The organism is Pantoea sp. EEL5, from assembly GCF_049892805.1.
Classification (GTDB): Bacteria; Pseudomonadota; Gammaproteobacteria; order Enterobacterales; family Enterobacteriaceae; genus Pantoea; species Pantoea ananatis.
The window spans coordinates 671930-697916 of the sequence record NZ_JBNDNJ010000001.1 but is presented as its reverse complement, the minus strand read 5'-3'; the positions used below and the strand labels follow the sequence as shown (position 1 = coordinate 697916).

The window sequence follows — 25987 nt, the reverse complement described above, 5'->3', positions numbered from 1 at the left end:
TGGCCTGTGGTAATCAAAAAGTTTATTGCTGATCGCTGGTAAAGCTGCCTGCGCTGATTATCGCCCCGCCAATTTCACGCTCGCCGTAGAGAACGGGAACCGGATAGCCCATCGCAACGGTGTTAACAGGCGCACCGAATGCATAGTTGGGCTTGTTGTCCGTGCTGGATGATGCGCCAACATTAAATTTGGGCTGCGGCGTCAGCATCTGAACCACTCCGCCCAGCAACATGCTGATACCGAGGCTTGTCAGTGCGGTTGTGGCTAAACCTGCTGCCGTTGCGGTGCCAAGCGCCGCACCATATGCTGCGAGAGATGCACCCGCTGTAAAAAATGCGGCCACAATAGCAACAGCACCAATGATGATTTGCAGCGTGCCGCCGCGCTTTGAACCTTCGATGATGGGCTCCATTTCAAACTCAGCAGACGCAGAACACATATCAAACTCCTGAAGCGAGATATTGTCTTTGCCACTGAAGAACGCAAAACGAATGCCGTTAAGATGCGCATTAGATACGTACTTTTTGAAGCCCGGAACCTGTGAACACATAGCGCGAATAAGCTCGCGAAGGTCTGCAACGTGGAAGCGGTGAACCCGCCCAAACTTTTTTGCCATGATCCCTTTTAAACGCATCGTTTTAAGCATCAGCCAGCTCCTTACGCCTGACAACCCGGACCGTTCGGTTACGCCAGTAGTCGCCGTAAGGAACGCGTGTCGAAAGATTGCCCGAGTTATGATGAAGAATGAGGTTGTCGCCGAGATAAATAGCGGCATGGTTTGTTACCGGGGCCTGAATGCGCATCATGATCATGTCACCTTCGCGCATTTCAGGAGGTGGAACCTCAATAAAACCTTCAGCCTGCCAGTTTTCGTCATAGCGGTTTTCTTTGCCGTCAATCCACCATTCGTAATCCACCGACCAGTTATTCAGCGTAATACCATGTTCCTGACGGTAATAGTCCATGATGAGCGTCCAGCAGTCCGCGAAGCCAAGCACCCACTGACGCCCAACCAGCTCTCGTTCACCTCTCGGGCTAATCGTGCAGAAATCGCCGTCCGGCCACGACATGATCCCCCACTCCACGCCAGAATAATCGCACTGCACGCGATCACGTTCAGACGGTATAAGCTGCGGCACGTCAGGGTGAGAGTGAATGACCATCAGCACTGCGCCCTTCTTTTCCGCTTCCCGCTTTTCTTCGGGCGAAATGGCAAAATGCTCGGTTGGATTGTCTGAAATATTTTTGCAGGGGATATAGATTTGAGCCCTGCCCGCCTGAACCACCAGCCCACAGGCTTCTTTCGGATACTCAGCGGCCACATGTTCTGTGATTGCCGCCATAATTTTTTGGCGCATCGCTATTTCCCCTGAAGATTGGCGGCAGGGAAGCCCCCGAAAGGTAGCGGCTCGTTATCTCCAAAACGCGCCTTACAGTCTGCCAGGCGACCGCCGCATACGTCCTTTGACGGGTCAGAAGTCGGTGAGCCGTCTTTGGCAAAATAGCGATTACCGGCATAATCACAGCCGGTTCCCGTCCGGTACCAGCCACGCATGCACCATGTGCAGACGGGTGTAATCTGACGCGAGGGCAACTGCAGGCTCTGAATGTCGAACGGTGAACACAGCTCAAAATCCACCTGAACGCGGGTTTCTGCTGTCTTTGCGTTAACATAAAAAAGCTGAAGGCGCTCTTCCTGCGGATTGGCACTGGCGTTGCCTGCCGTCCAGTTAGCCGCATCCAGATACTTGACCATCGTGGTATGTATTTTGACTTTGGCTTTTACCAGGTCATCAAACTGCAGGCAAAGCGCGGTGACGTAGTTACCCACGTTCCCGACAGAAAGTTTTGGTGTCGGCTGCGTCCCTGAACTGGTCATTTCAACGCCTGTCAGCTCGTAAGGGTGCGGATCATACTCATTACCCTGCCAGATGATTGAAGGCAGGTTTTCAGCCGCAAAGGATTTCCACCCGTCTGACGCAATGTTGTAGGCGTGAAAGCGAAGCACGGTATCAAGCCCAAAATCAGTGCCGTCAATTTCAATCAACTGCACCAGACTGCCAGGCTCCAGCGTCTGTACATCCTGATTAAAACTCATTTTTCACCCATAAAAAAAAGGACGCCTGAGCGTCCTGTAATATCGTGACATGTCACGGCGCAAAAGCCTGCTCAAAGGTGAAAGTGATCTCCACAAAATCACCGTTGATGAATTTGGGATTAATTGAATCAGCCTTTACCCTGAACAGCTTTTTCTCACCCCATGGATTTGTCCACCAGAATGAACGGGCAACGTGTGCCTTAAGAAAGGCCCTTAGCTCGGCGATGACAGCCTTCCTGCCGTTACAGGTCAGCGACCAGGTTTCAGACTCATCATTGATACCGCGACCGGACACCTGCTTATAACCGTCCCCAAACTGCGCATTATTTGTTGAGACGTTAACCTGCTCACTGGCCTGCAGCCTGACTTCCCATGTAAAAGTGTCTGTCGCCATTGTTACTGCCGCCCGTTGTAGAGAACCCCGCCAGGAGTCATTTGTGATTTAGCCCAATCATTAACTTCTTTGCGGATTATTCCCTGCAGCTGTTTCGCTGCTGATGCAGTTTTTTCAGTACCTGCGTCACCACTGTCAGACGATCCGCTGATATGAACAACCGTATCGCCAATATTGATTACCGGAGTACCACCACCAGAACGCGCCACGCCGGACGCTACAGGCCGCTCAGTGGGTGCAGTAACCAGCCCGCCGTCAGCATATCCGCGCATCATGTCGTAAAGGTTTGAAACGCCAATGCGCTCCGTTGCCTCTTTGGTGAAAACGAATTCACCTTTATGAACCACACCTGCCGGATCGTTCTTCCCGCCAACTCCCGTGAAGCCGCCACTGTCAAACCCCTGATAACTGGTACTCATGCCCATCGCGCCGGTACTGCCAGCAGATGCCGCCACACCTGACCCGACGGCACCTAGTGCGGAACCGCCGAAGCTCATGAAGGATGACAGCACTGTTTTGGTGAGCAGCGCCTGTGCGGTCATTTCAACCAGGCTTTTAATGACGCTCTGAGCCAGCGACGCAAACAGGTTTGAAATGCTCTCCTTAAAAGACTGTGTACCAGTAAGCAACCCTGTCAGGGAGTTGGTCACTCTCTCCGACGCTGCTTCCGCCAGGCTCACAATCCCTTTATTCAGCGTGCTTTGCCCTGCATAAAGATTAAGAGCAGCCTGATACTGCGCATCAGCTGAATCCCTTGAGGATTTCTGCATCAGCGCTTCATAGGTTTCCTTATTGAGTTTGCCGTTGGCGTAATAGGCATCGTAAAGGCTCTGCTGCTGCACAAGCTGATTCTGGAGCTGCGCGACCGGGTCAACTTCACCCGCTATGTTCAGTTTCGGTGCTGCCGTACGGCTGGCCTGTGCCTGAATAAGCTTTTGGGCAGAGTCATTTGCAAGCGTAATACGGGCTGACTGATACTCCTGCTCAGTCATCAGACGTGCCGCATAAAGCTGTTTAAGGTCGCGGCTTGCCTCTGACTCCTGACGCATAACCGCCTTAGCCGGAGAATACTGCTCAGCCAGTTCCTGACGCTGCTGTTGATAGTTTGCCGCGTTGAGCGTCATCACGCGCTGGACTTCAGCCTGACTCACACCAGAGGATTTAGCCTCCTTCAGGATTTTTTCCTGCGATACCTTTTCCTGAAGGTTGATTTTTTCCAGGCTGGAAGCGTGCGCCTGCTCTATCTCATTGCGAAGGGACTTAAACTGCTTGAGCGCCTGCGCCGCCTTTTTGTCTGCTTTAGCAGGGTCCTCTCCACCCCAGGGGGATTCGACTTTTCCCGCATCAGCCGCTGCGGCTGTCGCCGCCTGAATATCGCTCTGAAGAGCTTTAGCCCGGTCAGCAACGCCTGTTTTCACAAGGAAGCGGGCATTAGTTGCGTTAGTGATGTTATCTCTGGCTGTTGATGCCGCTGAATCAAGGTCTTCGAGCTGCCCCTTTAGCTGACGCTTTTCTTTCTCAAGCGTTTCAGCAGAGGGGAAAAGAAATCCAAGCGATGAACCTTCGCGGCTTTTAGCAAGGCTGATCCGCGTGTCGCTGTAACGTGACAGCTCATCTTTCACTTTTTCACGCTGCGTGTTGATGTTGTTCAACTGCTCAGTGTAATCGTCTAATTTAACCGACAACTTCACATCTGAGAGTTGCATCAATGCCGCAGTTGTTTCAACTACCGCGCCTTTCAAATCAAGCGCTGACTGACGGGCCTGCTTGGCCTGCTCATGGAAATAAAGCACAGCAGAACCGGCCAGCATGGCTGCACCTACGGGACCACCAATGAGCGAGAGTGCGCCACGCGCCAGCCCGGAAGCAACCGATGCTGCCCTCGTACTGAGAGAAAGTTGTGAATTAGCCCCGGCAAGCCGCTCAGTAGCCGCTGCTTCAGCGATTCTCGACTCTCTGATCGTGCGACTTAGCGCAACCTGCTCTTTCTGATAGCCAACATTGATGCCCGCTGCCGCGTTTGCCGCTGTACGCGTGCCAAGATAACGGGCCTCTTCCTGAGCCTGTGACCGCGTGGCCTGTGCCGCTGCAATGGTCTGCCTGGCGATTTCGGCCTGCTGTAATGCGTTTCTCCTGACTGCCATTTCGTTAGCGGTCCAGGATGTCACACTTTCCCTGAGCCCCGCGGTCAGTTTGGTTGAGATAACCGGAATCAGGGTATAGAGCGCGACTGAGGCAACGGTATTAAAGTTATCAGCCAGGGCGTTTACGGATTCCGTAATGCTCTGAACACCGGAGCGAAGAGGACCGTTACCAGACTGACCGACCTTGATGATCAAACCTTCAAAGGCACTCGTCAGCCCCATCAGATCGCCGTTCAGGTTATTCACCCTGACAGCGGCCTGCTCATGGGCCGTCTGTGTGCCAGTAAGCGATTTGGTCAGCTCATCAAGTTTTCCTCGATTGCTGGTAAGAATGGAGGCGGCGTTGATGTTCTCTACGCCAAACAGCTTAACGGCCTGCGCCGTAGAGAGGTTTTTGCCTGCAAGATTCTCCAGCGCTTTGCTCAGCCCGACAACAGAGGGCTTGAGCGTCTTGTCCGTACCTTTTTCGAGGTTCAGGATGATGTTACGCAGCGCAGTACCCGCTTCACCGCCTTTGATTTCACGCGATGCCAGCACCTGAATAGCAGCATTGAGCGTTTCAAATCCTATCCCGGCCTGCGCTGCGGCCACACCACCATTTTTAATCGCGGCGGCGGTGTCGTTAATTTCAGACGCACCGAATTTGGCACCTGCAGCCAGCACGTTAATGTAACGGTCTGCCTGCTCAGCGCCCGCGCCGAACTGATTAAGTGACAGCGCCAGCGTGCGCGTTGCATCAGGCAGCGTACTGCCGCCAGCCTGAGCTAACAACAGGGCGCTGTTAGTGGCCTTTTGCAGTCCGTCCGCCGTTTCAAGCAGTTCCGGCTTAGCCGAAGCCATCAGCTTCAGTGCTTCAACCGCCTGACTGGCACTGTACTCTGTGGTGCGCCCCATCTGTTGCGCGGCCTGATCGAGGGCGCGCAGCTTGTCACCCGTTGCGCCGGTAATAGATGACAGGTCAGACAGTGCCTGCGAGTACTGCCGCGAAGTCTGGATAATCGCACCCAGCGAAAAACCCACACCAGCCAGCCCGGCTATGCGACCAGCAAGTCCGCTCACAGTGGAAGTTACGCGCTTATAGGCCTCTTCAGTCTTTTTGGCGTCATCCTGTGCCTGTCGGTTGAACTGGCGCGACTGCTTGTTAGCATCGCCATACGCGCCAATAAGCTGCGTTTTGAAGTTAGCCGCATTGAGGTGAAGCCCTACGGCAAGGGAAGCGACATCAGCCATTACATTAACGCCCTCATGACAGCATCACACTGCTGACTGACGTCAGGCGCAGTTACGTTACCTGCCGGGTGATGCGGGGTTGCGACAGAAGAAATGTTTTCAGGGCCAGGCTGTTTCAGAATTCCCTGTTGAAGAAAGTACGCCCGCCAGTGGTTCAGCACGTCACAGGGCAGCGCCGCTATGACGGAGGGGTCAGGTTCGCCCCACCTGTCAGCCAGCCAGAAAATAAGCTGGAGCCACGGCGAGCCCGTTAGTTTTTTTCCGCTTCTTCCAGCTTGCCGATAGCGTGCGTTTTGACGCGCTCAATCGCTTCCATAAGGGCTGGATTGTCATGCGCATCAATCAGCTCAGCCGCCGTTGGCAGCATCTCAGCGGGAATGGCTGAGCCGTCAGCATTCACCAGGCTGTCGATGATCAACTGAACGCTCATTTCTGAGATAGAACGGACGTTGCCGCTTTCCTGCGCCTTATCAAGCGCCTCTTCATAGCTGATAAGCTCGCCCGCAGTACGACGGCGGATATAAACGGCGGTATCGAACATTTCAGTTTTTACGGCGGTGTTCTTTGGCTGCAATAACAGTGATTTGAGCTTTGAAATATCGAAATTATCTGACATCAGATTTTACCTGCTGAGTAATTAAAGCCGCCATGACAGCGGCACTGTTAATGAACTAAGAGCCGGAAGCAACGCCCCAGTCGATATTGTTTTGCTTGCCCTGGACGGTGATCTGAATGACTTCACTGGCAGGTGCGGTGATTTCATTCATCTGCCAGCCAGACAGCGCCAGCACCATGTTAGCGGTGCGACCGTTCGGCAGTTCGACGTAAAACTGCACCGTCTGACGGTTTTGCGCAGCGTTGAGGAAGGCCGCAAAATCGGTGTTAGACGGGTCGTCCACAAAGCCGAGTGATTTTTCAGGCCCTTCAGGCAGGTCAGAAATAAACTGCTTGCTCTTATCAATGAGCGTGGTGCAGTCAACGAAGCCGCCCGTCTGGCCCGTTGCGCCGAGCGCTTTACAGTTAATCAGCGGTTTCATCGCGGAAACCGCAGCGCCAGCCGCGCCCCACATAACCACGGTGCCAGCAGGCAGCATCGCGTATTCTGGCGAAGTTTTATCAGCCATGACTTTTCTCTCTGTTGAAGTGGTAGCGGCTGCTACCCGTTGTTTTGAATGCGGTCCCTTATTTCAACCGCGAGGATTCTGAGGACGCGGGACTTGTTGTAATCCAGCGCCGGGCGAATAAAGGGGGAAGGAACCTGTTTCACTGTGCCGAACTCCTGAGCCAGCGCTTTAATGAAGTGCTGCTTACTGGGTCCGACACGAAGCACGACGACTGCATTACCTTTGGATCGGGTTGTGGAACGAATTTTGATAGAGTCGCGCATGTGAGGGCCCTTTGCGGACTCGTCGTAACCTGCATGCTCTTTCATGTCCTGCTCAACGATTTCAAGTGCAGCGCGGCCAGCGTCACGCAAAACTTTTGTACCGGCTTTTTCACCCAGGGCGATAAGCTGACGTTCAAGCTCATCAAGCCCTGTAACCTGCATACTCAGCACATTCACACCTCACTGAAATAGATAATGAAATCTCTGCTCAGACGGTACTGCACTGCGTTATTAGGCAGCGTGAATTTATCCTGTCGCAGAGAGCCGCGCTCAACGTACTGAACCGGATAGCCGCCAATATCACCGTGCCTTATGCCCTTCCATATCTGCCAGAGCTGATTGTCCAGCGCCAGAAGGCCCGTATAGTCAGAGACTTTGACAAAGGAAATCTGGAAACGCCCTGCCACCAGCGACGTTCTGACAAGACCACTTTCAATCTCGGGGTCAGAAATGCGCTGATAGGTAATACCTTGCTGCTCAGTGTCAGGAATGAGTAAGGGGTAAACCTGCAGTTCGGACAGCGCCTGAAGGGCTTTGTAAATGCCTGACTCAATCATGACGCACGTCCCTTTCAGCAGTGATGACGGCACGATCACGCCTGCCGCGATCAACGGCCCTGATTGTATAAACCTCATTCCTCCAACTTATTTTCCAGTCCGTCTGAACATCAATACGCGGTCGGATAGTGAACTGCCATGTCTCAACAATCTGTTGCTGGTCCAGGCTGCGTATTTTGCGGTTTGAAATGTTTTCAGCTTTAGCCCAGATAAAGGGAGAACTGATAACAATCTGACCCGGCAATACCTCACCAAGCGGCCCGCGTTCTGATTCAGTGCGCTGTACCCTGATGCGTTTATCAAGCTCGCCAGCAGCCAGGGCTGTCATAGACCATAAACCCTGTAAGGCTGAAGAAGCGCCTCGACGGCCAGAGGCATTTCACTGGTTTTTTGTTCACTGACCGCTTCGCGGTTTGCATACCAGTGACCAACCAGAAGCAATATGACCAGACGGATGTCATCATCAAGCAGCAGGCGATCATCGTCGGTATCAAACCCCGCATCAGCGTTGGTTTCATAAAGGTTTCGGCGCGTCCATTTTTCAATGTGTCGCTTTGCTGCACCAATGTAGATGGTTAACAGTGAATCTTCGCTGGTATCGTCAGCATCAATACGGCAATGCTCTCTCACCGTTTCAAGATTGATAATCATGATGAGAATCCCGAGAGAAAAAGCGGCCCGAAGGCCGCTAATGGTTACGAACCGCTTTCGGCACCGCTGAAGTTGCCAAAGACAAACGCTTCAGGACGCTTAACAGCAAGCGCAAGTCGCTCTTCGCAGCGAATTGAGATCATGTTCTCTTCGAAGTCAGTGCCGTTTTCAGTGGAGATAACAACGTTAGAATCTTCACGGTCAAAGAGCTGAGCGGCCACATTGAACGCACCCGTCAGGAACTTGCCAGCGAATTTAGCTTCTTCAGTCGCCACTACCGGCAGTCCCCAAAGGGTCGGTCCGGTCAAAGCAGAAGGGTTAGCCAGGATATAGCGGCCCAGGCTGTCTTTGGTCAGTTCGATCTTTGCCCAATCAATAAAATGCAGAACGTGACCTGATGCAGGGAAACGAGCCAACTGAGCCTGCAGCATAGCCAGGCGCAAATCATCGATACCGCTCTGCTGAGCAACCTTAAAGGCAGGGTCAAACTTGGATGCCTGCGGAACGATGCCTTTCAGGTGAGCACCGCTGCCGTCGCCAAAGAGAATCTCCTGCTCTTCAACGTACTTCAGCCCGTAACGCATCTCTGCATCAATGGTTGACTGAAGTTGCGCAAAGTCATCAAGAATCTGTTTCGACGCTTTGAACATGTGCGCAATGGTTGTGACAGGCGTGATTTTGGTTTCAAACTTGATGTCGCTGTAAGGCTTTTTCTCACCTTCTGGCACCACTTTGGCAGAGTTAGTGAAGCCGGTTTGCTGAACCCAGAAAATTGCTGGCGAACCAGTACGACCCGGCGCAATAAGATCGCGAATAAAAAGTCGCTGCTTAGGCGCTGTATCGATACCGGGCAGTCGCTGTGGTTCCACAGCACGATCCGGCAGGTCTGGTGAAGTCAGCGCTGAGTTGACGGGAATACTCAGTCTCTTTCCTGATTCAACGCTGGAAGCAAACGTTTTGAGCGCTTCGCTCGAAATGACAACATGGCCTGCAGACTGCGCGACCTTCACTGCATTTTGCAGAGGCATGTTAGCGACATGCTGCTCCAGGTCACCCAGAGCAGCTTTCAGCGTTTTTTCAGCTTCACGGAGCGCATTAAATTCCGAAGCCATTTTATCAACAGCCGCTTTTGTCTCTTCAGAAAGGGTGCCTGACTTTTTGGCCTCTTTCAGCGCCTCCTCCGCTTTAGCACTGAATTTGCCATTGGCTTCTTCAATGCTTGCAGTAACTTTTTTCAGGATTTCATTTACTTCTGACATGGTAATTCCTTATTTGCCGAACGCCGCCAGGGCGTCCTGGAGTTGTTTGAGATTTTCTGGGTTTACTTCATCGGTAGCGCTCGGCGTACCCTCTGTACTGGCAGCAGCGCCCGGCGTGCTGCCTGATAAAGCTTTGAGAAGTTTTCGCCGCTCTGAACGTGGCGTTTCGGCCTTGGCTAACAGAGCGTCGAGCTTACGTAATGCAGCTGCCGGACTGTCATCGTCATCGGATATTTCGTCGGCAGACAGGAGACGGTCAGCGAAACCTTTATCAACAGCATCACTGCCGCCGATATAGGTTTCACCGTCCATCATTTCAGCAATATCTTCAGCGCTGAGGCCTGAGCGATAGGAGTAGATATCACCCATTGCTTTATCGAATGGCTCCATATCCGCTGCTATCTGCGAAAGGTCATGACGATTACCCATCGCATAGACCCAGCAGTTATGGATCATCAGGAATGCACCACGACCTATCTGGATATCATCGCCAGCCATCGCAATAATTGAGGCCGCTGAAGCCGCCAGACCAAGGACTTTTACGGTCACTTTCCCTTCGTACTCACGCAGAAGGTTGTAGATGGCGAGTCCTTCAAACATGTCACCGCCGGGCGAGTTGATGTTCACTGTGACGTCGGCACCATTCATAGACCGCAGTGCGCCCGCGATACGGCTGGCTGTCACTCCTTCCCCCCAATAATCAGCACCAATCACGTCAAACACGGAAATGCTGTTTTCATCTGGCTTAGCGGCTTTGATACCGCCGTTCCAGCGTTCCATAGCAGCAGAAGGCAAATCGCGATTTGAGAGCGCAGAAGGCCGTCCTGCCGGCGCAGCCGGAAGGCTTTTCAGTGTCATTTTGGTAGCTCCTAAGCCGCTTTCTTAAGCGGGGATTGATCGAAAGGAATATCCGGGAAAACGTAGTTATGTATCTTCAGAAGGTTAGCGGCCTGAGCTGCCTGGCTGTTTTGCTTCAGGTCTTCCAGTGGCGTGAGATTCAGCTGTACGGTGTAAATCTCACCCCCTTCAATAGGCGGCATATTCTCCAGGCGACGAACGTCATTACGAGACATCCATCCGTTCTGAAGCGCTGTTGTGTAGTAGGCAGAGCGCCCGGCACTGTCTGCACGCAATAACCCCTCAACAGAGAATTCCGCAAATAACTCTTCGTCACCATCGAGCAGGCATCGTGAAATTTCCTGCTCGATATTCACAAGAAGCGGCCTGAGAGTATTCGTCAGGAACTGAAGGTTCATGCCTTCAACACTTGAAGCCCAGCTGCTTTGCTTGTCTGCATGGCCCACCATAAAAGGCGGAACCCTGAACCAGCGGCATATTTCTTCGATACTGAAAGCCCTGGACTCAAGCATCTGCGCCGCTTCGGGATTCATTGTCACATTCTGGTATTTAAGGCCGCCTTCAAGGACCATAATTTTTCCGGCGTTACGGGAACCGGTGAATGCCTGCATATAGCCACGAAGCCTTTCACGCTGATCTTTATCAAGGGCTGTTTCAGCAGAGAGAAACCCCGAACTCTGAAGGCCGTTTTCAAAAATTTTTGCGGCTGACTCTTCCACTGCCATAGCTGCGCCGATGACATCACGACCCGCCATCATCGGCATCATGCCGCAGACACCATCAAGCCCGAATCCACGAATATGCATGATGTTTTTAACGGGTATCACGCGTTGGGATGATGTTTCGGTGTAGGTGTACTGCAGAGAACCATCATCAAGTCGCTTAACAACCATGTTTTGCGGCAGTAGCGGAACCAGTGAAACCAGTTTGTTGCCGATCATCTTTTTTTCGACAAAACCATTACCACGCAGGCAGATACTGGCAACCAGCATCAGCATAAAGCGCGACGGCGTCATCTCCAGATTAGGGCGCCGACAAAGTACCTGATAAGCAGGATGCTGCGTGGCGGGCTTGCGTGAACCATCATCCTGACGCTGATAGATTTTGAGCGGAAGCGTCGAGACAGATTCACTTAAAAGCCGCACGCAGGCCCATACCGCTGAAAGCTGGATAGCTTTATCGGCTGAGACAACCTTTCCACTGCTGCTCATCCCCATCCATTCCTGCCAGAAAGTACCCGTTGTTAATCCAATCGGTACGCCTAACCAGTTCAGCAAGGCTGATTTAACCTTGCCAGGCTGCTTTTGTTTTTTCATCAGACGCCTATCATTATCGGGTTTTCGAAGAATCCACTCAGGTCCTGCGAATCCTCACCACCATTTACCAGCATTCGGCTTTTGGCAGTGAACAGCGCGACCGGCCCGTCAATCTTGTTTTCAGGCGTGGACTTGTTTGGGAAAATGTTGTCGTTTTTGTCAGGCTTAACCGTGACGTTTGACATCATCCAGGTCATGACAGGGTTTTCGTCATGGTGGAATTTATTACCGTAAATTTCTGCCTGAACAGACTTCATTGATTCTGATAAGTTTTTTACCGTCTGAGCCACCTCTACCAGCGGTAAACCCTCTTCAGCAAGAGACAGACTGAACTGAACAGCACTCCAGGGATCGAACGCAATCTCCTTAATATTTTCCCCCTGGACCCACTTCACTATGTCCGCTTTGATCATCGCGTGGTCGATAACGTCACCATCGGTCAGCTCAAGATAACCGGCTGCTGACCACTTCCTGTAAAGCTCAGCAATGTGAGCAGGTGCGGTTTCAAGCCTTCCTTCCGGTATCCAGAAACGTGACTGCATGTGAGTTTCACCGGATGGGTCACGCCATGTCTTAACCGCTGCGCAGATATCAATCTTGTTGGCGAGGTCAACGCCCACCCACATCGGCCATGTTTTACGGTCTTCATCAGCGCCGAGTTTCGGCATTTTTGACCAGCGATCCATGTCCATCCAGGCGCTTTCAGCCGTAACCCAGATGTTAAGGTGTTTGGTGAAAAAGTTTGGACGAGCTGCAACCTGCTCTTTTGCCTTTTTGGCAAGGCGGCGCATGTCGTCCCAGCGCTTACAGATACCGAGTCCGGGATTAGCTTTAGGCCAGTTCGTCTCATCAAACGGGTCGTCTTGCTCATCAAGCGTGTAAATCACGGCAAAATACGTGTCATCATCAACCACACCGCGCAACACTTTTATGGCGTAATCACGCTGCTCGAAACAGATGCCCTCTTTGTTGGTCCCTGCTGTGGTAATGGCAAACAAAAGCGACTGAAGACGGGCTCCCGTCGCCGTTTCCAGTACGTCCCAGACATCGCGGGTCCGGTGAGCATGAAGCTCATCAACAATTCCGCAGTGAATATTGAGGCCGTCGAGGTTGTTAGCGTCGCTCGAAAGGGGTTCAAATTTGGATGCTGTTCGCTCCTGATGGATGTTCAGCTTCACATGACCGAACAGCCGCCCCAGCGTCCGGGGCGCTTTCTTAATCATGTTTTTGGCATCGTCAAAAACGATGCGAGCCTGATCGCGTGTTGTGGCCGCAGAATAAACCTCTGCGCCACCTTCCCCGTCAGCCCCGGTCATATAAAGACCAACCCCTGAAGAAAGGGTTGATTTGGCGTTTTTACGGGCAACTTCGTTATAAGCAGTGCGAAAACGGCGAACCATAATCACATCGCCATCTTCATCAAAAACGTGCCCGCCCGTCACCTCATCGACCAGTGGGATGACAAAGCCATACAAATTAATGAGGATGAAAATATGCCAGGGCATCAGCTCTATCGGCTTACCCGCAAGAGCGCCTTTGACATGAGGAACAAAATTATAAAAGTCGAGAATATGCTGAGCGCGGTCCTCGCTGAAGTAGATACCGCGTTCCGGCCCATGCTCTAAATCATTGAGAAAACGCTGACACGCCAGGCGCACCAGTTCGCCAGCAACGATCTCGCCAGACAGCACGCTCTCGGCGTACTGAATACCAGCCTGAACAGTTGCCATTCATCATTTGCGCTTTTTAAGAAACTCTTCAAGGGGATCGGCTTCAGCAGGGCCCTTAGCGCCAACCTTAGAACGGCTGGCCGGGGTCATGCCAAATTCAGTGAGCATCGCCCGAATGCGCTTCCACGCATCGGACTTCATTACTGCTGCCGGATGAGCTTTAACAATATCCTCGCCGGTTGCTGACACCGTCTTATAGGTGTAGCCCTCTTCAGCCAGGACATCGCAGTGTTGACGGTACTCGGTGTAGGCCTCAATCAGCAGCTCAAGGGCTTTCCCGTCGAGCGTGGTCATGACACCAACGGCATCAAGCTCTTCGCCAATTCGCTTGAACCAGTACTTCCCCATCTTATCCAGATGCTTTGGAATTGGGGGTACCCCTGACTTAGGTTTTGGCTCGTTTTTGTTTATAGCGCGTTTTGATGGGTTCCCCTTCACCAAAGCCAGATGTGTCGGGGTTTTCGGCGGTCCTGGCATAATCGAAAACTCCTATTAATCACTGGTTGGGTCACCCCAAAAAAAGTTTTCTAACCTGCGGCGATGCGAAAAAAGGTTAGGCGGCGGTCCTTAAAGGTGAGAGGGGTGAACTTTCGACCCGCCCTCCCCCTGACAAATGATAATTGCTCTCATTTGAGGTGAGATAGTTACATTTGAAACCACTTTGATGATATTGATTATCATTTAAGCCTTTCTTTTGCGGTTTTGCGGCGGTGGCAGGGCCAGCACAGGGCCTCAAGGTTGGTGTCATCATCGGTACCCCCATGTGCTTTGGGTGCGATGTGGTCAACGGTCTTGGCTGCTGTTGGCCTTCCGCTTCTCAGGCAGTTCTGGCAGAGATGCCGATCACGCTGCAGGATGCGGGCCCTTATCACATCCCACTTGCTGCCGTAGCCGCGCTCATGCCTGCTCTGTCCCTGCTGATGCTGCTCCCAACCATGATTGCGGTGAGCTTCACAGTAACCTGAGCGGTCAGTTGTGGTCTTGGCGCAGCCGTGCTTCCTGCATGCTCTTGGTATCAGTGCTGGCATCAAGTCTCCACGCCCTGCGGCGCTGTGTGCGTTGCTCATTGTCCGGGTGCTGCTCAACGGTGTCTGAGTCTGCATGGTCAACAAGTGAATAGCATGGATAGATAACGTCGCCGCCATAGGCATCACCAACGGCGTAGTCTGCTGGCTTTGCGCTGTCCCATCTGGTCAGCACATCACTGATACGATGTTGCGGCATGCTGTAACAGACGCCGTGAATCAGCCTGCTCATGGTGATGTAGTCAGTCTGGCGCTGGTCGCTGTCGATAAGCTTTGTTGCCACCTCAAGCTGATACTGCGGAGGCCTGCCGGTTCCAAGATAGAAAGACAGGAGATCGTCAGGGAACCGCTTGAACCAGGCTTTAACCTTATCAGCGAACCCATCAACCAGTAGCGCATCATCTTCCATGATAACCACCCGACAGTTCTGCTGGCCTGCCCACTCGATAGCGCGGCGATGGTTCCAGTTCGCACCATGATCTTCATTATCAATAAGCAAATGAGCTTTGAGAGATGATGCCAGTTCGTCTGCCTGCTTTCGGCGTGAGTGATGGCCGACAACTACGAACTTAATATCTGTCTGCGTCATTGTGTGTGAAAACCTTATTGCGAGCCTGCCGCGCTGCCTCAGCTGCTTCATGCCTACATTCGAAGTAGCCAATGTGATGACTTTTCCCATGCTCTTTATAGTGAGCACACCATTTACGCATGTCCCTGTTCCACGTTACGCCACGATATCCAGATGAGGCATTGGAATGCCTCTTTCTGTTTTCAGCATTTTGCTTTGGGGTTACTACGCGGAGGTGTGCAGGGTTGACGCAAAGTGTTTTATGGCAGGTATGGTCAATTAAATATCCTTCTGGGATAGGGCCGTTGTGCATTTCCCATGAGGCGCGGTGCGCAAGTATCATTTTACTGGTTTCCCCCGGCTTTGCGCTGGTTTTGAGATGACCATAAAACAAAAACTTTCCACCGCCAGCCCGACTTTTCCGCTTAGCCGCGGTCCATATCCAGCACTCATGAGGTTCAGCCATAACAACTTTCTCCCAGAATCTTTCAATGAAAGTTCTGGTTTTGGTCATATTTGACTACTTATGTTTAAACCAAGCAAACTCACTACCAATGCCGTCAGTTTTAAAAACGGTATTGATCCTTGGACCGATAATCACCCTATCTTTAAATCGATTAACTACCATTCCAAAACAAATCATGTCGCCAACGGACGATGCTGACTGCTCTTTGCCCCAGAAGCGCAACGATTCGATGTGGTAATACAGCCGGACAATGCCATGCGCTATTGCCATCACATCATCGCGAGTACCACCCAACAGGCCAGCGTTTAACATCACGTCGTTGCGATGCTCATCAATGAATGCCTGACAGATGGCTTCAGGGTGCGACTGCTTAGCCCAGGTGTCTGCGTAAGTCTTTGGCTCTGAGCCAACGTAAATCTTGCCCTGCTCCATTTCCTGCCACGGCTCCTGAAGCATTTCTACATCGGTGCCATCGGTACACCAGACAAAGTGGTATTCAGGATGATCGCGTAAGTGCTGCCAGATATGCAGCCAGCGCCGGAAGTAAACATTCATCTTCACATCGGGCACACGAAATAACTCGGCATCAGCCGGAACAGTCTCCAGTTCATCAGCCAGGACGATGCGGCCACAACCACTGAGCGATGCCGCCCACTTAGCCAGCAGGTCAGGTGAAGGTGTTATCTTTGTTCCGCGCTGTGGGTCCGGCTGGCTGGTCAGTAACGTGGTGATGACGACATTGCGCTTGTCGCGGTAATCTGCATATCCGGTGTAGCCACTGTTACGGCGCTCATTGTGGATAGTCACATTGCGCTTTACCTGTGCTTCACGGTCTGGCTTTGGTACGGAACGCTCAACGGCCTGATGCTCATCAAGCGAGTAAATAAGTTTTTCCGAACCGACGACATCAGCGAACGCCCATGATGTAAGCCCGGCATTGTGGATGCGTAACGCTAAATCCGAGTGCTCATACATGCCGCGCTGATAGATGGGATCAAAACCGCCAACCTTCTCAATCACGCTGCGATGGTAGTAAAGCATCACACCGCGCTGGCCCGTGTAGGCAACGTGTTTATCGTCGCGGTAAAGCACGGCTATGTCGTTTAGCTTCTGGCCTGTCGCGAAGTCCTGAAACTGATAGGCAAGATGCGGCTCAGGTGAATCAATGTAGGGCTGTTCCCACCCACCAGCGACAGGCCATGCGTCATCATCCCAAAGGAACAGGTGTTCACAGCCAGCGTCGATCAGCGTCTGCAAGCTGGCGTTCTTTGATGCCACTATGCCTCGTGACACGTCACGGCGAATAACTTTGACGCCAGCCGGAACAGAAACCGGAACGCCTGAACCGTCATCTATCACAACCACCAGCGCACCAGCAGGAAGGAATTTAAGCTGATGCTCAAGGGCACGAGATAAAACGTCATGGCGGTTGTGTGAGCTGATGGCTATACCAATACTTGATGCCCGATCAGTCAGTGGCGCATAGGCAATTCCATCAATCACGACTTCCATTCAGAGTTTCCTGCTGGTCAGATAGATATAACCCTCGGCAATGGTGATACCACCAGCCGATGATTCATTGTGTTTATGCTGAAAATTGAACTCACTGAATGCATTTTTCAGCACAAAATAAAAAACCTCCAGATGGAGGCTAATTTTTGTAAAGCTTATCAATCTCGCCTTTAGCTAGAACATACCGTTCGGATGATTTAACTATTAACGTGTAAAATCCTGCATCTTCACCATCAATAAAAGCATTCAATGCAGAGAACTTAGGAATGTCATTGAAGGTAATAAGACTTTTTAAATCAATTTCAATGTCAAGGTATTCAATATCAAAATCCTCTTCTTTCCATCTATCTGCTCTCATAGGGCAATTCTTCGGGGATATAACACTGACGATTGCATCTGACATCTTCATCTCCTTACTGATTATGAGGAGGTCATTTTAACATAATCAAAAATTTGATGTTTAGGTCGGACTCGCAACGCTTCACAGCGTGGCTAACCGTTATCCCTTGTCGGAGGATTAGTGCTAACTTTCTAATCAGTGATGCTGTTTCTGTGCTCTTGGCACTTCTCCCACATGTAACCTTCGAATGAAGGAGGGGAAGAAGACGGAACAGATTTCTGAAAGCCACCCATCCCATAAACTGATTGATATTCAGAGCGGGTAAAATCCAACGATTCTAGTTCGACAATAGAGCCAGGCTTGGAAAGTCCCCGCTGCTGATCATCCCAAACTTTTGCAACATAGGTATCTGAATCAATTTGAATCAGGTCGTACCTTACAAGTCTGCTGCTCTTCCTACTGGTTATGTAGCGTGTATGGATATTTGAGTAAATCATTTATTTTTCCTTAAGGTTTTTGCTTACCTCTTGGATAATAGCCAAACACGCTTCTGGTTTCATTGCCTCTCACAGGTGCTTTTCTTTAGCGGGATGCTTCAATCTGCCTTATTGCTGCCCTGTCGATATTGCACTGGGCCACTATGCCGTATAGCTCTGCATTGAGGCTTACGCTGTCACCGAACAGCATTGGATCGGGCGGCACTGGCGCTTCAATCGGGCTTGTCAGTTCTGCCGGAAGGTTTAGCCGTGGCTGGCTGATTGTCCGGTACTCCACTTGCGGCTTTTGCTGCACTCCGCAACCTGTCAGCAGCATCAGCGGGAACAGGAGCAACAGCGCACTTATCCGCTGCAAGATATTGCTTGATTTCATTCTGTAGTTTCCGGTTCTGCTGTGCTGTTACGGCGCGTTGTTCGGTGACCTGCCCCATTACTTCATTCTGGTGCTTAACGGCTGTCACAAGCTCGTTAACGCTGGTAGCAAGGCCGTCATTCTTGGAACGCAGGTCGTTAATCTGCTCGTCTTTGCTGTTTGCCAGCTTCTCAAGGCGCTGATTGGTTGCCTCAAGCTGTGAGCTACGGGCATTAAGCATCCAGAGTGCCAGGCAAATCAGGCCAATGACGATGAGAGGTGAAAAAGTTTTAACGAGGTTTAATGGGTTCATGAGATAAACACCTCTCGCTCTGCTGCACGGCGTTTAACAAGGCCTGCTAATTTCTTGCCTCCTGCGTTAACCCACTTACCGAACTCATCTGCTGCGCCAGCGAAGTCGCCTGCGTTAAGCTTTTTAAGCAGCGTTGATTTAACGAAGTTGCCGGAACCCAGGTTGAAAACAAATGACGCCAGCGCATCGAACTGGTTTTGTGTCAGTTTCACCTTAACGTTGGTGTTGATGGTCAGCTCTGCCACCAGCAAATCTTCACGCAGATATTTGTCAGCCTGCTCGCCGGTAATCACATCACCCATCTTTACACCATGGGTATGCCCGTAGCCGATAGTGGGAATGCCTACGCTGTCGCGATATGCCTCAAGCTTCAGGCCTTCGAAGCGCTTAATCAGGTCCATGCCATTATTGCTGGTTTGCATCAGTATCCCCTGTTTTTCTGGCTATCCACCCGCGCAACTTGTCGCTGATGTAGTCATTACCCACATACCCGATATAAACCGCGAATACCTGTGCGGCAGCGTCAGGGATGTTCCAGTTAAATAAAGCGCCCATTACCTGAAGCGTCGGACCAGCGAAGAACGCCAGCGCACTACAGGAAACAGCGTCGAGAACCCGCTTACTCCACGGGCTTTTTGCATAGGCACTACGTAATAGTGAAAACATGCCTGCTACCCCGGCATATCCCCATTCTGTTTTGTGGGCATACAGCCACAGCAGCACTGTGGCCCAAAAGCCCGGGTCTTTTTCTGGAGGCATGCGCTTAGTTCCCGCCACCGAAATGATGGCGGCTTGTCGTTGAGGAAAAGATTGCGCATCGCCACGGCGTCAAAGGGTAAGTGATTGCTGATTGGCGAGCGCAAAAACGAAAAAAGGCCGCACGATGGCGACCTCTTGGATTTTGATCGGGCACAAAAAAAGCTCACATATGTGAGCTTAAATGTTTCCGAACTGTTTATTTTATCTAACCAATCCGATATGTTGGTATTGGATTTTCCCTGTGTTCGCTACTTAGCATCTCCAACTTCAGATATCTTCGCAGGATGGTGAAGTTGGAGACTTTTTTTCAAAACAGAGCCTTGAATCTTCACTTAAGAGCCATCAAGAAATCATTTAGCAAAGCTAATACTTAGCCCTAACCAGAACAACTAACCTTAAGTGCAATTGTAACTACACTAAAGTATAGATATCCATTGCAAAGTCATTAACTTTCAATAAGTTGAAAGCGTATTGTTTCGTAAATCCATTCATCATAAATCCCTGACGCATTCCGCGATAGTTTCTTTGCCCGTCGGCAACAGGGTTAATCTGGCTGTGAATATCACAATATGAAAGGCGCTACAGGTTTGCAGTCCTGGACAGAACGGATAAACCGTCTGCGCTCAGTGCCTTTGGTATTGTGTGGAAATGAAAAAACCCCGCCGGTTGGCGAGGTTTCTAATTTAAGAAGCTATGCGTTGTTACCACTCTTAACAGATTACCTAGAGAAATTCGTAACGAAAAGCAGATTAAGCGGTTTTTTGAAAAATAGTTTTCTGAGTGGCTTCATCCATCTCAAGCCGGGCATCTGTCATCAGTATGCAGGCATCAATAAACGTCTCAGCGATCATCAGCTTTTGGCGCACTTTACCCTCTGAGCATTTAAGCCAGCGGGCAATTGTTGATTTGGAAACGTCATAACGGTAGTGCGCCATAATTAAATCCAGTTCATCCAGGCGACCAACCTTTTTAAGCATCCCAACAGCGGTATCAATAATCATGCCGTCATTGTCGCAGCACGAAGGACGGCTACTGGTGCTCTTTGGCAGCAGTGTAATAAACATGGGGCTTGTTGGATTCCAGCCCACCTGAGTACCTTCACATGCAGCCCAGCCACCCCAACGCTCTAAAACCAGTTGAATGTCACGCATATTAAATTTCCTCCACACACTTATTTTTTATCTGTCCCAATGACGCCAACTGCAATAGCGTGATCAAGAAACCGGAATAACAGTTCAATCTGACTGCCGTAATTCGACTCAAAAAGTTTTGGGTCGCGGTGTAACTCGTCGTGATGCGCCCTGCAAAGCGGTATCACGAATAAATCATGTGCCTTTGTTCCCATACCTCCCTGACCGTGTCCGATGATGTGATGCGGATCATCTGCCGGATTAGCGCAGCATGCGCATTTCTGCGCCTTAACCCACTGTGTGTATTTCTGGCTCTCCCAGCGCTTACGCTTAGGCCGCCTCATGAATGACTCAGGCGATTCAGGGTCAGCTACGAGGGTGATTATCTTTTTGACCTGCTCAGCGGCCTGCTGAATGACCTGTTCAGGCTGACATTCTGGCGCGATATGCGATTCTTTAAGCTCACCTGAGATAATCTTTACTGGCATACGAAGAACCCGCCGTGCTGGTGCTTCTGGCATCAGGTCGATAAGGTCATTCAGTGAGGCCCACCAGCAAAGCTCGGGCAGCGTAAGCTGATGTTCGCCATGCAAACCAAGCTGGCTGCAAACCATCCTGATTATCCACAGCGCTGTATTCCCCTTGGCGATGTTGTCCAGCTTGCCGGGTGTGCCATGCTCCCTGAACTGATTATCGTGGCTGTAGCACAATGACACCAGGCCGGATTCAGTCTCGTGAAGCGTGAATTCATGGTGATGCCATGTTGCATCGTCATGCCACTGGCAGAAGCCAAAGCCACGAACAAACCCAGCCAGGCCATTAGGTCCACCAGCGGCAGCTATAACGCGATCATGACTGAAGAACGGGGTAAGGGATGGCTCATCAAGTAGCGGCTGTGTGCCGTCATTGATCCTGCCCGATGGAAGGTCAGCCATATCCGGTGTAGGCGTACTCACCAGAACGCGGCCACGAAACATCCCCATCAGGTCTGAGCCAGGCTTGAGCAGCACTATCCCTGTGCGCGGAGCAACCTCAGGCGTTAGCAGTGCTCTCACTCATCACCCCTTTCCGCTTTGTGAGCCGTCCACAGCCCGCCAATCCACTGAATGCCTTTGGCAGTGAAGCGTGACTGACTGAAGGCATAATTTGAATCGGTAGTGGTGCCGGTTCTGACTTCAAACCGACCGGCTTCGATGTGCTGGCTATAGGGAGTCATGACACCATTGAGTCGGTACATGATCCGGCTATCAAGAAGGAACAGACGAAGCTCTGGCTCTTTGGCCTCAAGAAGTTTTGCCACCTGGCGGAATGTCATTGACCCTGTAGCCGTGACATAACGATCCACGAAAGCAACCTTTGGTGAGGCTTCAGTAAGCTGTAGCTGCAGACGTTCCTTCTCCTCTTCCATTTCGGCGGCCAGGCGGAGCGCCTCAGCAAAGGTCTGCGGAATTTTAACTGGCTGGCTTTCCTCTAACTCATGCAGCCGCTTAATAACTTTCATGCGGAGAATGGCACTGTAACCGGTGATGAGGCATTCGGTGTGCTCACGATCAAGATGGTATTGCTGATATTCCTGACCATTCTGGGGGTGTACGAACTTTTGCGCACACCCTTGCACGTCCTCTTTTAGCTGCTCATACATGCGTTCGATATCTTTCATGACATCGAAATGGCGTTTGCCTGTCAGCTCTGCAATTTCACGGCTGGTCATGGTTAGGGATGGGATAGTACTGACTACAGGCGCATTAGCGCCCGCTGATTGATTTAGCATTTTGAACTCTCCACACACTTTACACGCATTATTTTTAAACGGTCCCGCCCCATCACCTGCAAGTGAACGGGACCAACCTTTACCAGAGGCATCTGCAACATATCCCCGGTATTTGCACTATAACCGCTATTTAAATTCATTTCTCCCAAAGTTGAACGGGCTGATAGTCACCTCTGCTTTGCCCTGTTTAACCTGCTCTCCCCACTCTACAGTGAATCGCTTTATCTGCCTGTCATCCACCCATACGCCAGCATGCGTAAGGCTGTCGAACAGCGCTTTTTGGTAGTTGTCCAGGTCGCGATTGCGCTTGTCTGGCGGGTACAGCAACACAGTAACTTCAACGTTCACTGTAATGGGCTGAGGGCGGCGCTTGAGTTGCGTAAGAATGGCTGCGATTGCGTTGGAACGAAAAGAGCGCCCGGAGGCGCTAATTTTCATACCTGTATTCGTAGCCCGCCAGTAACCGTTAACGCTTGGTGGAAATGGCAGGGTTAACTTCATACGGTATAACCCTCTTCGGCTAACAGCTCTTTGACTGCTCCACGTAAGAGGCGGACGTTTTCCCAGCAGTTCGGGTCTGTCTGCTCCACCAGCTCAATGAACTCTCCCACTGTGCAGGGTTTAACAAGGCGGGTTTCGACCAGTGCCGAATGGAAGCGACGGAAGCGGAAGCTGTCTTCATCCGGGCCTTCAAACTTTTCAGCAACCCACAGTTTTAATTCAAGATCGTCCTTGTGCTCCTGAATGAGTCGCTTTGCCTTCTGGATGGTTTCAGCAGGCACAACCAACATCTCTGGGCTTTCAACTGAATCTGAGGCCCATACGTGGGCGTATTTAGACTCACTGAAGCTGTATTCGTGCTTCATGCCGAACGCAGCCACTACACAGGCCATTGTCTCAACGCCACTTTGCTCCAGAATATCGACACGCTTAAGCGGTAAATCTTCGCCGCCCTGCTGCTCCTGAATCAGCTCTGGTTCCGCAGCTTTTTCAGCGCCGGGGATGCCTTCACGGTATTCCGCCAGAATAGACATGATCTCATCGGTGTAGCTGGAATTGTGATACAGCGCTGTCAGGCCGTCTTCATCGTCTCCTGACTGCGCATCGCATAGCAATTCGACCAATCGCCGCGCCTTCTCTGCGTTGAACTTCGGCATCGCGGCGGTTTTGGTCAGTTTCTTTTTGCCCGCGGCTTTGACCTTTTCCATCTGCTGTTGTGCAACACTGGAAGCCTTTGCACCATGCTCACGCTGAAGGGCTAACGCAGTGGTTGCTGCTACTTCGCCAGACCTGACCATATCAATCAGCCCATCGCCAACAGTCAGAAGCTGAAGGTGCTGCTCAACGTCAGTAACCGAACGCTTAACCTTCTTCGCTATCTCTGCCGGTTCCCAGCCCTGATTGACCAGGCGCTGATAGGCAGCGGCACGTTCAAGCGGAAGTAATGCCCTGCCCTGGCTGCTTGTCACCATGAAGGCGATGCGGTCTGCTTCACTGCCAACGAAGTCTTTGCACTCAAGGCGCAGCTCATGACCAGCTTCCTGAGCCAGCTTTGCGCCGAAGTAACGGTGATGCCCGTCGATAACCTTGATGCCCTGCTCAGTGACCTGGACGGCAAGCGGCGGGACATGCTCACCAGCGATAAACGCATCACGGAATTCATCAACGTGGGTCTGGTCAATATCACGAACGTTATAACCAGGCTCGACGTAAAGCTCATCAACGCTCAGCAAATAGGTTTTGCGCGTAGTGATGTTGATCCCTTTTTCGCCTTTGCCTTTATAAACCTGAGATAAGTTAGTCATACTGTGTGTAACTCCATAACCAGAGAGATAATCAGTAACAGGATGATCACCAGCACTTCCGGCAATGCCCTGTAGAAATATTCGTGTTCCTCAAAGTGGCGCTTAAGGGCTGGTTTCATCGGTGAACCTCCCACTGCCAGTAATCGCTGACTTTCCCACTGTTGATGCCGCTATAGCTGCCGCAGCGAATAGCGCCTCTGGCCGCGCAGTTATCGCTCCTGACTTTAGCAACCTGCCGGTTGTGTTCGAAGGTGGCTGTCATCATTGCGTTCAACCAGTTATGGCTTGCGCGAAGCCACAGGCCCTTGCTCTCAAGCTCAGTCGCTGTCTGAACGGCTTTGAGATAGTCACCGTTCTCTTCAGGCCGTGGTGCGGTGTTTACCGTAAACAGCCACTTCTGATTGCGAATCAGTATGAGCTGCTCGCACATCTGAAAAACGGCATCGCGGGCTGTTGCGTACTTAATGCCTGTCTTTTCGCTGATGCGCTTCATGCTCATCCCACCGTGAGTGCGGAGGCATTCAAGAATAATTTCGGCGTTGTCCATGAATCCCCCTTAAGCGCCACGGAAGCCATCTGGGATGGCATAATCGGTTGAAGGGATAGCCATCACGTCACGCACCCATTTGCCGTTGAGGCATTTAGGACGACCAGACTTATTCCACTTGGTGGCCGACTGGAGATAGCCAGGGAAGTTTTTAGGGATAAACAGCGTGGCCGGGCGCAGGTACTGCTCCTGCTCGGTATCTTTCCAGTGCTCATGCTTGTAATCGACCACCAGCAGAAGTTCTGACAGTTCGTAGCCCTCAGAAATACGCGCCTTTATGTTTTCCAGAGACGAACGGCATGTTTGAAACTTAGCGCCTGTGGTCATGTTGAGGTGTTTGAGAACCTGTTTAGCCATATCAGTTATCTGAACAGCAGGGTCGGGTTGCGCAGCAACCTGACAAGAACTCTCTGTTGTAATCTCTGTAGTAGTCTCTTGGTAATCTACTGTATGAATGAATGCGGGATTCCCGCACGCTGGCGAGTGGGTTTCCCGCAAACTTGCCTGCGGCATATCCGCATTCTTGTCTGCGGCAATGCCGCTTTCTTGAATGCGGGATTCCCGCATACTGGATTGCGGCTTTCCCTCACTCTTTAGAAGCAGCGCCTCTAAGCGGTCTGCTTTGACTCTGAAAAATAGTTTCGCGGGCACACCACGGCGATCTTCCTCAATCACTCCTGCTGAAATAAGACGGCGACGGGCTGTTTCCTGTTCTTCACGCGACAGGCCAGTTTCGCTTTTGATTTCCTTCTGAGTTTTGTAGAACCAGGAGCCATCCATGCGGTTATGCCAGTAGACCAACTGAGACAGCAGGACAGCACCGGTAACACCACCAAAGCGCACGAAACACGCCTGATAAGCGATTGGCCTATCAAGCAACGAGATAAGATTACTCATGGTGATACCTTCCTGAACTTCTGACTGAACAACACACGCGGCAGCATGCAATCATGGGGATAATCAGTACGGCGGAAGATCACACGGTGATTAACCGTATCTACGCCGACAGTTATAACTGCAACTCCACGCGGATCGGTGTAGCGCTCAATCCAGGGCTTAATGACTTCAGTTTCCATGACTCACCCCGGCATCTGCGGGGCGACGATAAAACTCTGCCCAGGCGGATTCGACTACCAGACGCGGCACGCACTGGTAGTTGTGGGCCTTATCCGATGAGGATATGATTTGCTCATAGACAGGAACGCCAGCCTGATAACGGCAGCGGAATTGCCCTGACAACGGTTTCTGATTTACAATGCTCATGCGATGAGTCTCCAC

36 protein-coding genes are annotated in these 25987 nt (G+C 51.4%); all 36 read right to left on the bottom strand.

What is annotated here, in order from left to right; all coding sequences use genetic code 11:
- Positions 1 to 22: 22 nt before the first annotated feature.
- The gene (locus tag ACPXSQ_RS03360) at positions 23 to 646 is read right to left on the bottom strand and encodes a tail assembly protein (protein WP_029570382.1); all 624 of its coding nucleotides are present in this window, start codon (positions 644 to 646) and stop codon (positions 23 to 25) included.
- Positions 639 to 1358: a C40 family peptidase gene (locus ACPXSQ_RS03355; RefSeq protein WP_029570381.1), complete on the bottom strand. Its 720-nt coding sequence runs from the start codon at positions 1356 to 1358 to the stop codon at positions 639 to 641. Before ACPXSQ_RS03355 ends, ACPXSQ_RS03360 begins: the two co-directional genes overlap by 8 nt.
- A gap of 2 nt (positions 1359 to 1360) precedes the next feature.
- Positions 1361 to 2098, bottom strand: coding sequence for a phage minor tail protein L (locus tag ACPXSQ_RS03350; RefSeq protein WP_014593389.1), 738 nt, complete (start codon positions 2096 to 2098; stop codon positions 1361 to 1363).
- A gap of 52 nt (positions 2099 to 2150) precedes the next feature.
- Positions 2151 to 2492 carry a phage tail protein gene (locus tag ACPXSQ_RS03345; protein ID WP_210448165.1) on the bottom strand — a complete coding sequence of 114 codons (342 nt, stop codon included), beginning with the start codon at positions 2490 to 2492 and terminating at the stop codon, positions 2151 to 2153.
- Positions 2493 to 2494: 2 nt separating this feature from the next.
- Complete coding sequence (locus tag ACPXSQ_RS03340) at positions 2495 to 5866, bottom strand: phage tail tape measure protein (RefSeq protein WP_426142780.1); 3372 nt, start codon at positions 5864 to 5866, stop codon at positions 2495 to 2497.
- A gap of 250 nt (positions 5867 to 6116) precedes the next feature.
- Entirely contained in the window at positions 6117 to 6482 is a 366-nt protein-coding gene (locus ACPXSQ_RS03335; protein ID WP_426142778.1) for a phage tail protein, read from the bottom strand.
- Between the two features lie 55 nt (positions 6483 to 6537).
- Positions 6538 to 6990: a major tail shaft subunit gene (locus tag ACPXSQ_RS03330; RefSeq protein WP_019106811.1), complete on the bottom strand. Its 453-nt coding sequence runs from the start codon at positions 6988 to 6990 to the stop codon at positions 6538 to 6540.
- A gap of 32 nt (positions 6991 to 7022) precedes the next feature.
- Positions 7023 to 7415 (bottom strand): HK97-gp10 family putative phage morphogenesis protein, encoded by a 393-nt coding sequence (locus tag ACPXSQ_RS03325; RefSeq protein ID WP_246871791.1) that lies wholly within the window; start codon positions 7413 to 7415, stop codon positions 7023 to 7025.
- A gap of 11 nt (positions 7416 to 7426) precedes the next feature.
- Positions 7427 to 7810: a hypothetical protein gene (locus ACPXSQ_RS03320; RefSeq protein ID WP_426142776.1), complete on the bottom strand. Its 384-nt coding sequence runs from the start codon at positions 7808 to 7810 to the stop codon at positions 7427 to 7429.
- Positions 7803 to 8138, bottom strand: a complete 336-nt coding sequence (locus ACPXSQ_RS03315; protein WP_024471885.1) for a phage head closure protein — start codon at positions 8136 to 8138, stop codon at positions 7803 to 7805. The genes ACPXSQ_RS03320 and ACPXSQ_RS03315 overlap by 8 nt, the downstream gene beginning before the upstream one ends.
- Positions 8135 to 8461, bottom strand: coding sequence for a head-tail connector protein (locus ACPXSQ_RS03310; protein ID WP_426142773.1), 327 nt, complete (start codon positions 8459 to 8461; stop codon positions 8135 to 8137). Before ACPXSQ_RS03310 ends, ACPXSQ_RS03315 begins: the two co-directional genes overlap by 4 nt.
- Positions 8462 to 8505: 44 nt before the next feature.
- Positions 8506 to 9720 (bottom strand): phage major capsid protein, encoded by a 1215-nt coding sequence (locus ACPXSQ_RS03305; protein WP_210448171.1) that lies wholly within the window; start codon positions 9718 to 9720, stop codon positions 8506 to 8508.
- Positions 9721 to 9729: 9 nt separating this feature from the next.
- Entirely contained in the window at positions 9730 to 10578 is an 849-nt protein-coding gene (locus ACPXSQ_RS03300) for a head maturation protease, ClpP-related (RefSeq protein ID WP_426142771.1), read from the bottom strand.
- 11 nt (positions 10579 to 10589) lie between these two features.
- Complete coding sequence (locus ACPXSQ_RS03295; RefSeq protein ID WP_024471889.1) at positions 10590 to 11894, bottom strand: phage portal protein; 1305 nt, start codon at positions 11892 to 11894, stop codon at positions 10590 to 10592.
- Entirely contained in the window at positions 11894 to 13624 is a 1731-nt protein-coding gene (locus tag ACPXSQ_RS03290) for a terminase large subunit (protein WP_426142769.1), read from the bottom strand. The genes ACPXSQ_RS03295 and ACPXSQ_RS03290 overlap by 1 nt, the downstream gene beginning before the upstream one ends.
- Before the next feature lie 3 nt (positions 13625 to 13627).
- Complete coding sequence (locus tag ACPXSQ_RS03285) at positions 13628 to 14101, bottom strand: phage terminase small subunit P27 family (protein ID WP_014593381.1); 474 nt, start codon at positions 14099 to 14101, stop codon at positions 13628 to 13630.
- A 200-nt stretch (positions 14102 to 14301) separates the two neighbouring features.
- Positions 14302 to 14652, bottom strand: a complete 351-nt coding sequence (locus tag ACPXSQ_RS03280; protein ID WP_426142766.1) for an HNH endonuclease — start codon at positions 14650 to 14652, stop codon at positions 14302 to 14304.
- Entirely contained in the window at positions 14594 to 15238 is a 645-nt protein-coding gene (locus ACPXSQ_RS03275; RefSeq protein ID WP_426142764.1) for a hypothetical protein, read from the bottom strand. The genes ACPXSQ_RS03280 and ACPXSQ_RS03275 overlap by 59 nt, the downstream gene beginning before the upstream one ends.
- Complete coding sequence (locus ACPXSQ_RS03270) at positions 15219 to 15560, bottom strand: HNH endonuclease signature motif containing protein (protein WP_426143761.1); 342 nt, start codon at positions 15558 to 15560, stop codon at positions 15219 to 15221. The genes ACPXSQ_RS03275 and ACPXSQ_RS03270 overlap by 20 nt, the downstream gene beginning before the upstream one ends.
- A 177-nt stretch (positions 15561 to 15737) precedes the next feature.
- The gene (locus ACPXSQ_RS03265; RefSeq protein WP_426142762.1) at positions 15738 to 17195 is read right to left on the bottom strand and encodes a glycosyltransferase family 2 protein; all 1458 of its coding nucleotides are present in this window, start codon (positions 17193 to 17195) and stop codon (positions 15738 to 15740) included.
- A gap of 139 nt (positions 17196 to 17334) precedes the next feature.
- Positions 17335 to 17598 (bottom strand): hypothetical protein, encoded by a 264-nt coding sequence (locus ACPXSQ_RS03260; RefSeq protein WP_426142760.1) that lies wholly within the window; start codon positions 17596 to 17598, stop codon positions 17335 to 17337.
- 128 nt (positions 17599 to 17726) lie between these two features.
- Positions 17727 to 18032 (bottom strand): hypothetical protein, encoded by a 306-nt coding sequence (locus tag ACPXSQ_RS03255; protein WP_426142758.1) that lies wholly within the window; start codon positions 18030 to 18032, stop codon positions 17727 to 17729.
- Positions 18033 to 18117: 85 nt separating this feature from the next.
- The gene (gene lysC, locus ACPXSQ_RS03250) at positions 18118 to 18348 is read right to left on the bottom strand and encodes an Rz1-like lysis system protein LysC (protein WP_426142756.1); all 231 of its coding nucleotides are present in this window, start codon (positions 18346 to 18348) and stop codon (positions 18118 to 18120) included.
- The gene (locus ACPXSQ_RS03245) at positions 18245 to 18697 is read right to left on the bottom strand and encodes an Rz lytic protein (protein ID WP_116584607.1); all 453 of its coding nucleotides are present in this window, start codon (positions 18695 to 18697) and stop codon (positions 18245 to 18247) included. Before ACPXSQ_RS03245 ends, lysC begins: the two co-directional genes overlap by 104 nt.
- Positions 18694 to 19119, bottom strand: a complete 426-nt coding sequence (locus ACPXSQ_RS03240) for a lysozyme (RefSeq protein ID WP_019105757.1) — start codon at positions 19117 to 19119, stop codon at positions 18694 to 18696. Before ACPXSQ_RS03240 ends, ACPXSQ_RS03245 begins: the two co-directional genes overlap by 4 nt.
- Positions 19103 to 19456: a phage holin, lambda family gene (locus ACPXSQ_RS03235; RefSeq protein ID WP_024471897.1), complete on the bottom strand. Its 354-nt coding sequence runs from the start codon at positions 19454 to 19456 to the stop codon at positions 19103 to 19105. The genes ACPXSQ_RS03240 and ACPXSQ_RS03235 overlap by 17 nt, the downstream gene beginning before the upstream one ends.
- 749 nt (positions 19457 to 20205) lie before the next feature.
- Entirely contained in the window at positions 20206 to 20607 is a 402-nt protein-coding gene (locus ACPXSQ_RS03230; RefSeq protein ID WP_058706716.1) for an antiterminator Q family protein, read from the bottom strand.
- 20 nt (positions 20608 to 20627) lie between these two features.
- Positions 20628 to 21641: a DUF968 domain-containing protein gene (locus ACPXSQ_RS03225; protein WP_426142753.1), complete on the bottom strand. Its 1014-nt coding sequence runs from the start codon at positions 21639 to 21641 to the stop codon at positions 20628 to 20630.
- On the bottom strand, positions 21638 to 22357 hold the full coding sequence (locus ACPXSQ_RS03220) for a phage antirepressor KilAC domain-containing protein (RefSeq protein ID WP_426142751.1): 720 nt from the start codon (positions 22355 to 22357) through the stop codon (positions 21638 to 21640). The genes ACPXSQ_RS03225 and ACPXSQ_RS03220 overlap by 4 nt, the downstream gene beginning before the upstream one ends.
- Before the next feature lie 126 nt (positions 22358 to 22483).
- Positions 22484 to 22858 carry a RusA family crossover junction endodeoxyribonuclease gene (locus tag ACPXSQ_RS03215; RefSeq protein WP_029570358.1) on the bottom strand — a complete coding sequence of 125 codons (375 nt, stop codon included), beginning with the start codon at positions 22856 to 22858 and terminating at the stop codon, positions 22484 to 22486.
- Complete coding sequence (locus ACPXSQ_RS03210; protein ID WP_426142748.1) at positions 22855 to 24162, bottom strand: ParB/RepB/Spo0J family partition protein; 1308 nt, start codon at positions 24160 to 24162, stop codon at positions 22855 to 22857. Before ACPXSQ_RS03210 ends, ACPXSQ_RS03215 begins: the two co-directional genes overlap by 4 nt.
- Positions 24159 to 24281, bottom strand: a complete 123-nt coding sequence (locus ACPXSQ_RS03205; RefSeq protein WP_264238186.1) for a hypothetical protein — start codon at positions 24279 to 24281, stop codon at positions 24159 to 24161. Before ACPXSQ_RS03205 ends, ACPXSQ_RS03210 begins: the two co-directional genes overlap by 4 nt.
- Positions 24278 to 24709, bottom strand: coding sequence for a PerC family transcriptional regulator (locus ACPXSQ_RS03200; RefSeq protein WP_426142746.1), 432 nt, complete (start codon positions 24707 to 24709; stop codon positions 24278 to 24280). Before ACPXSQ_RS03200 ends, ACPXSQ_RS03205 begins: the two co-directional genes overlap by 4 nt.
- 9 nt (positions 24710 to 24718) lie before the next feature.
- Complete coding sequence (locus ACPXSQ_RS03195; RefSeq protein WP_426142744.1) at positions 24719 to 25606, bottom strand: conserved phage C-terminal domain-containing protein; 888 nt, start codon at positions 25604 to 25606, stop codon at positions 24719 to 24721.
- Positions 25603 to 25785, bottom strand: a complete 183-nt coding sequence (locus ACPXSQ_RS03190; RefSeq protein ID WP_426142742.1) for a DUF4222 domain-containing protein — start codon at positions 25783 to 25785, stop codon at positions 25603 to 25605. The genes ACPXSQ_RS03195 and ACPXSQ_RS03190 overlap by 4 nt, the downstream gene beginning before the upstream one ends.
- On the bottom strand, positions 25775 to 25972 hold the full coding sequence (locus ACPXSQ_RS03185) for a hypothetical protein (protein WP_426142740.1): 198 nt from the start codon (positions 25970 to 25972) through the stop codon (positions 25775 to 25777). Before ACPXSQ_RS03185 ends, ACPXSQ_RS03190 begins: the two co-directional genes overlap by 11 nt.
- Positions 25973 to 25987 lie beyond the last annotated feature (15 nt).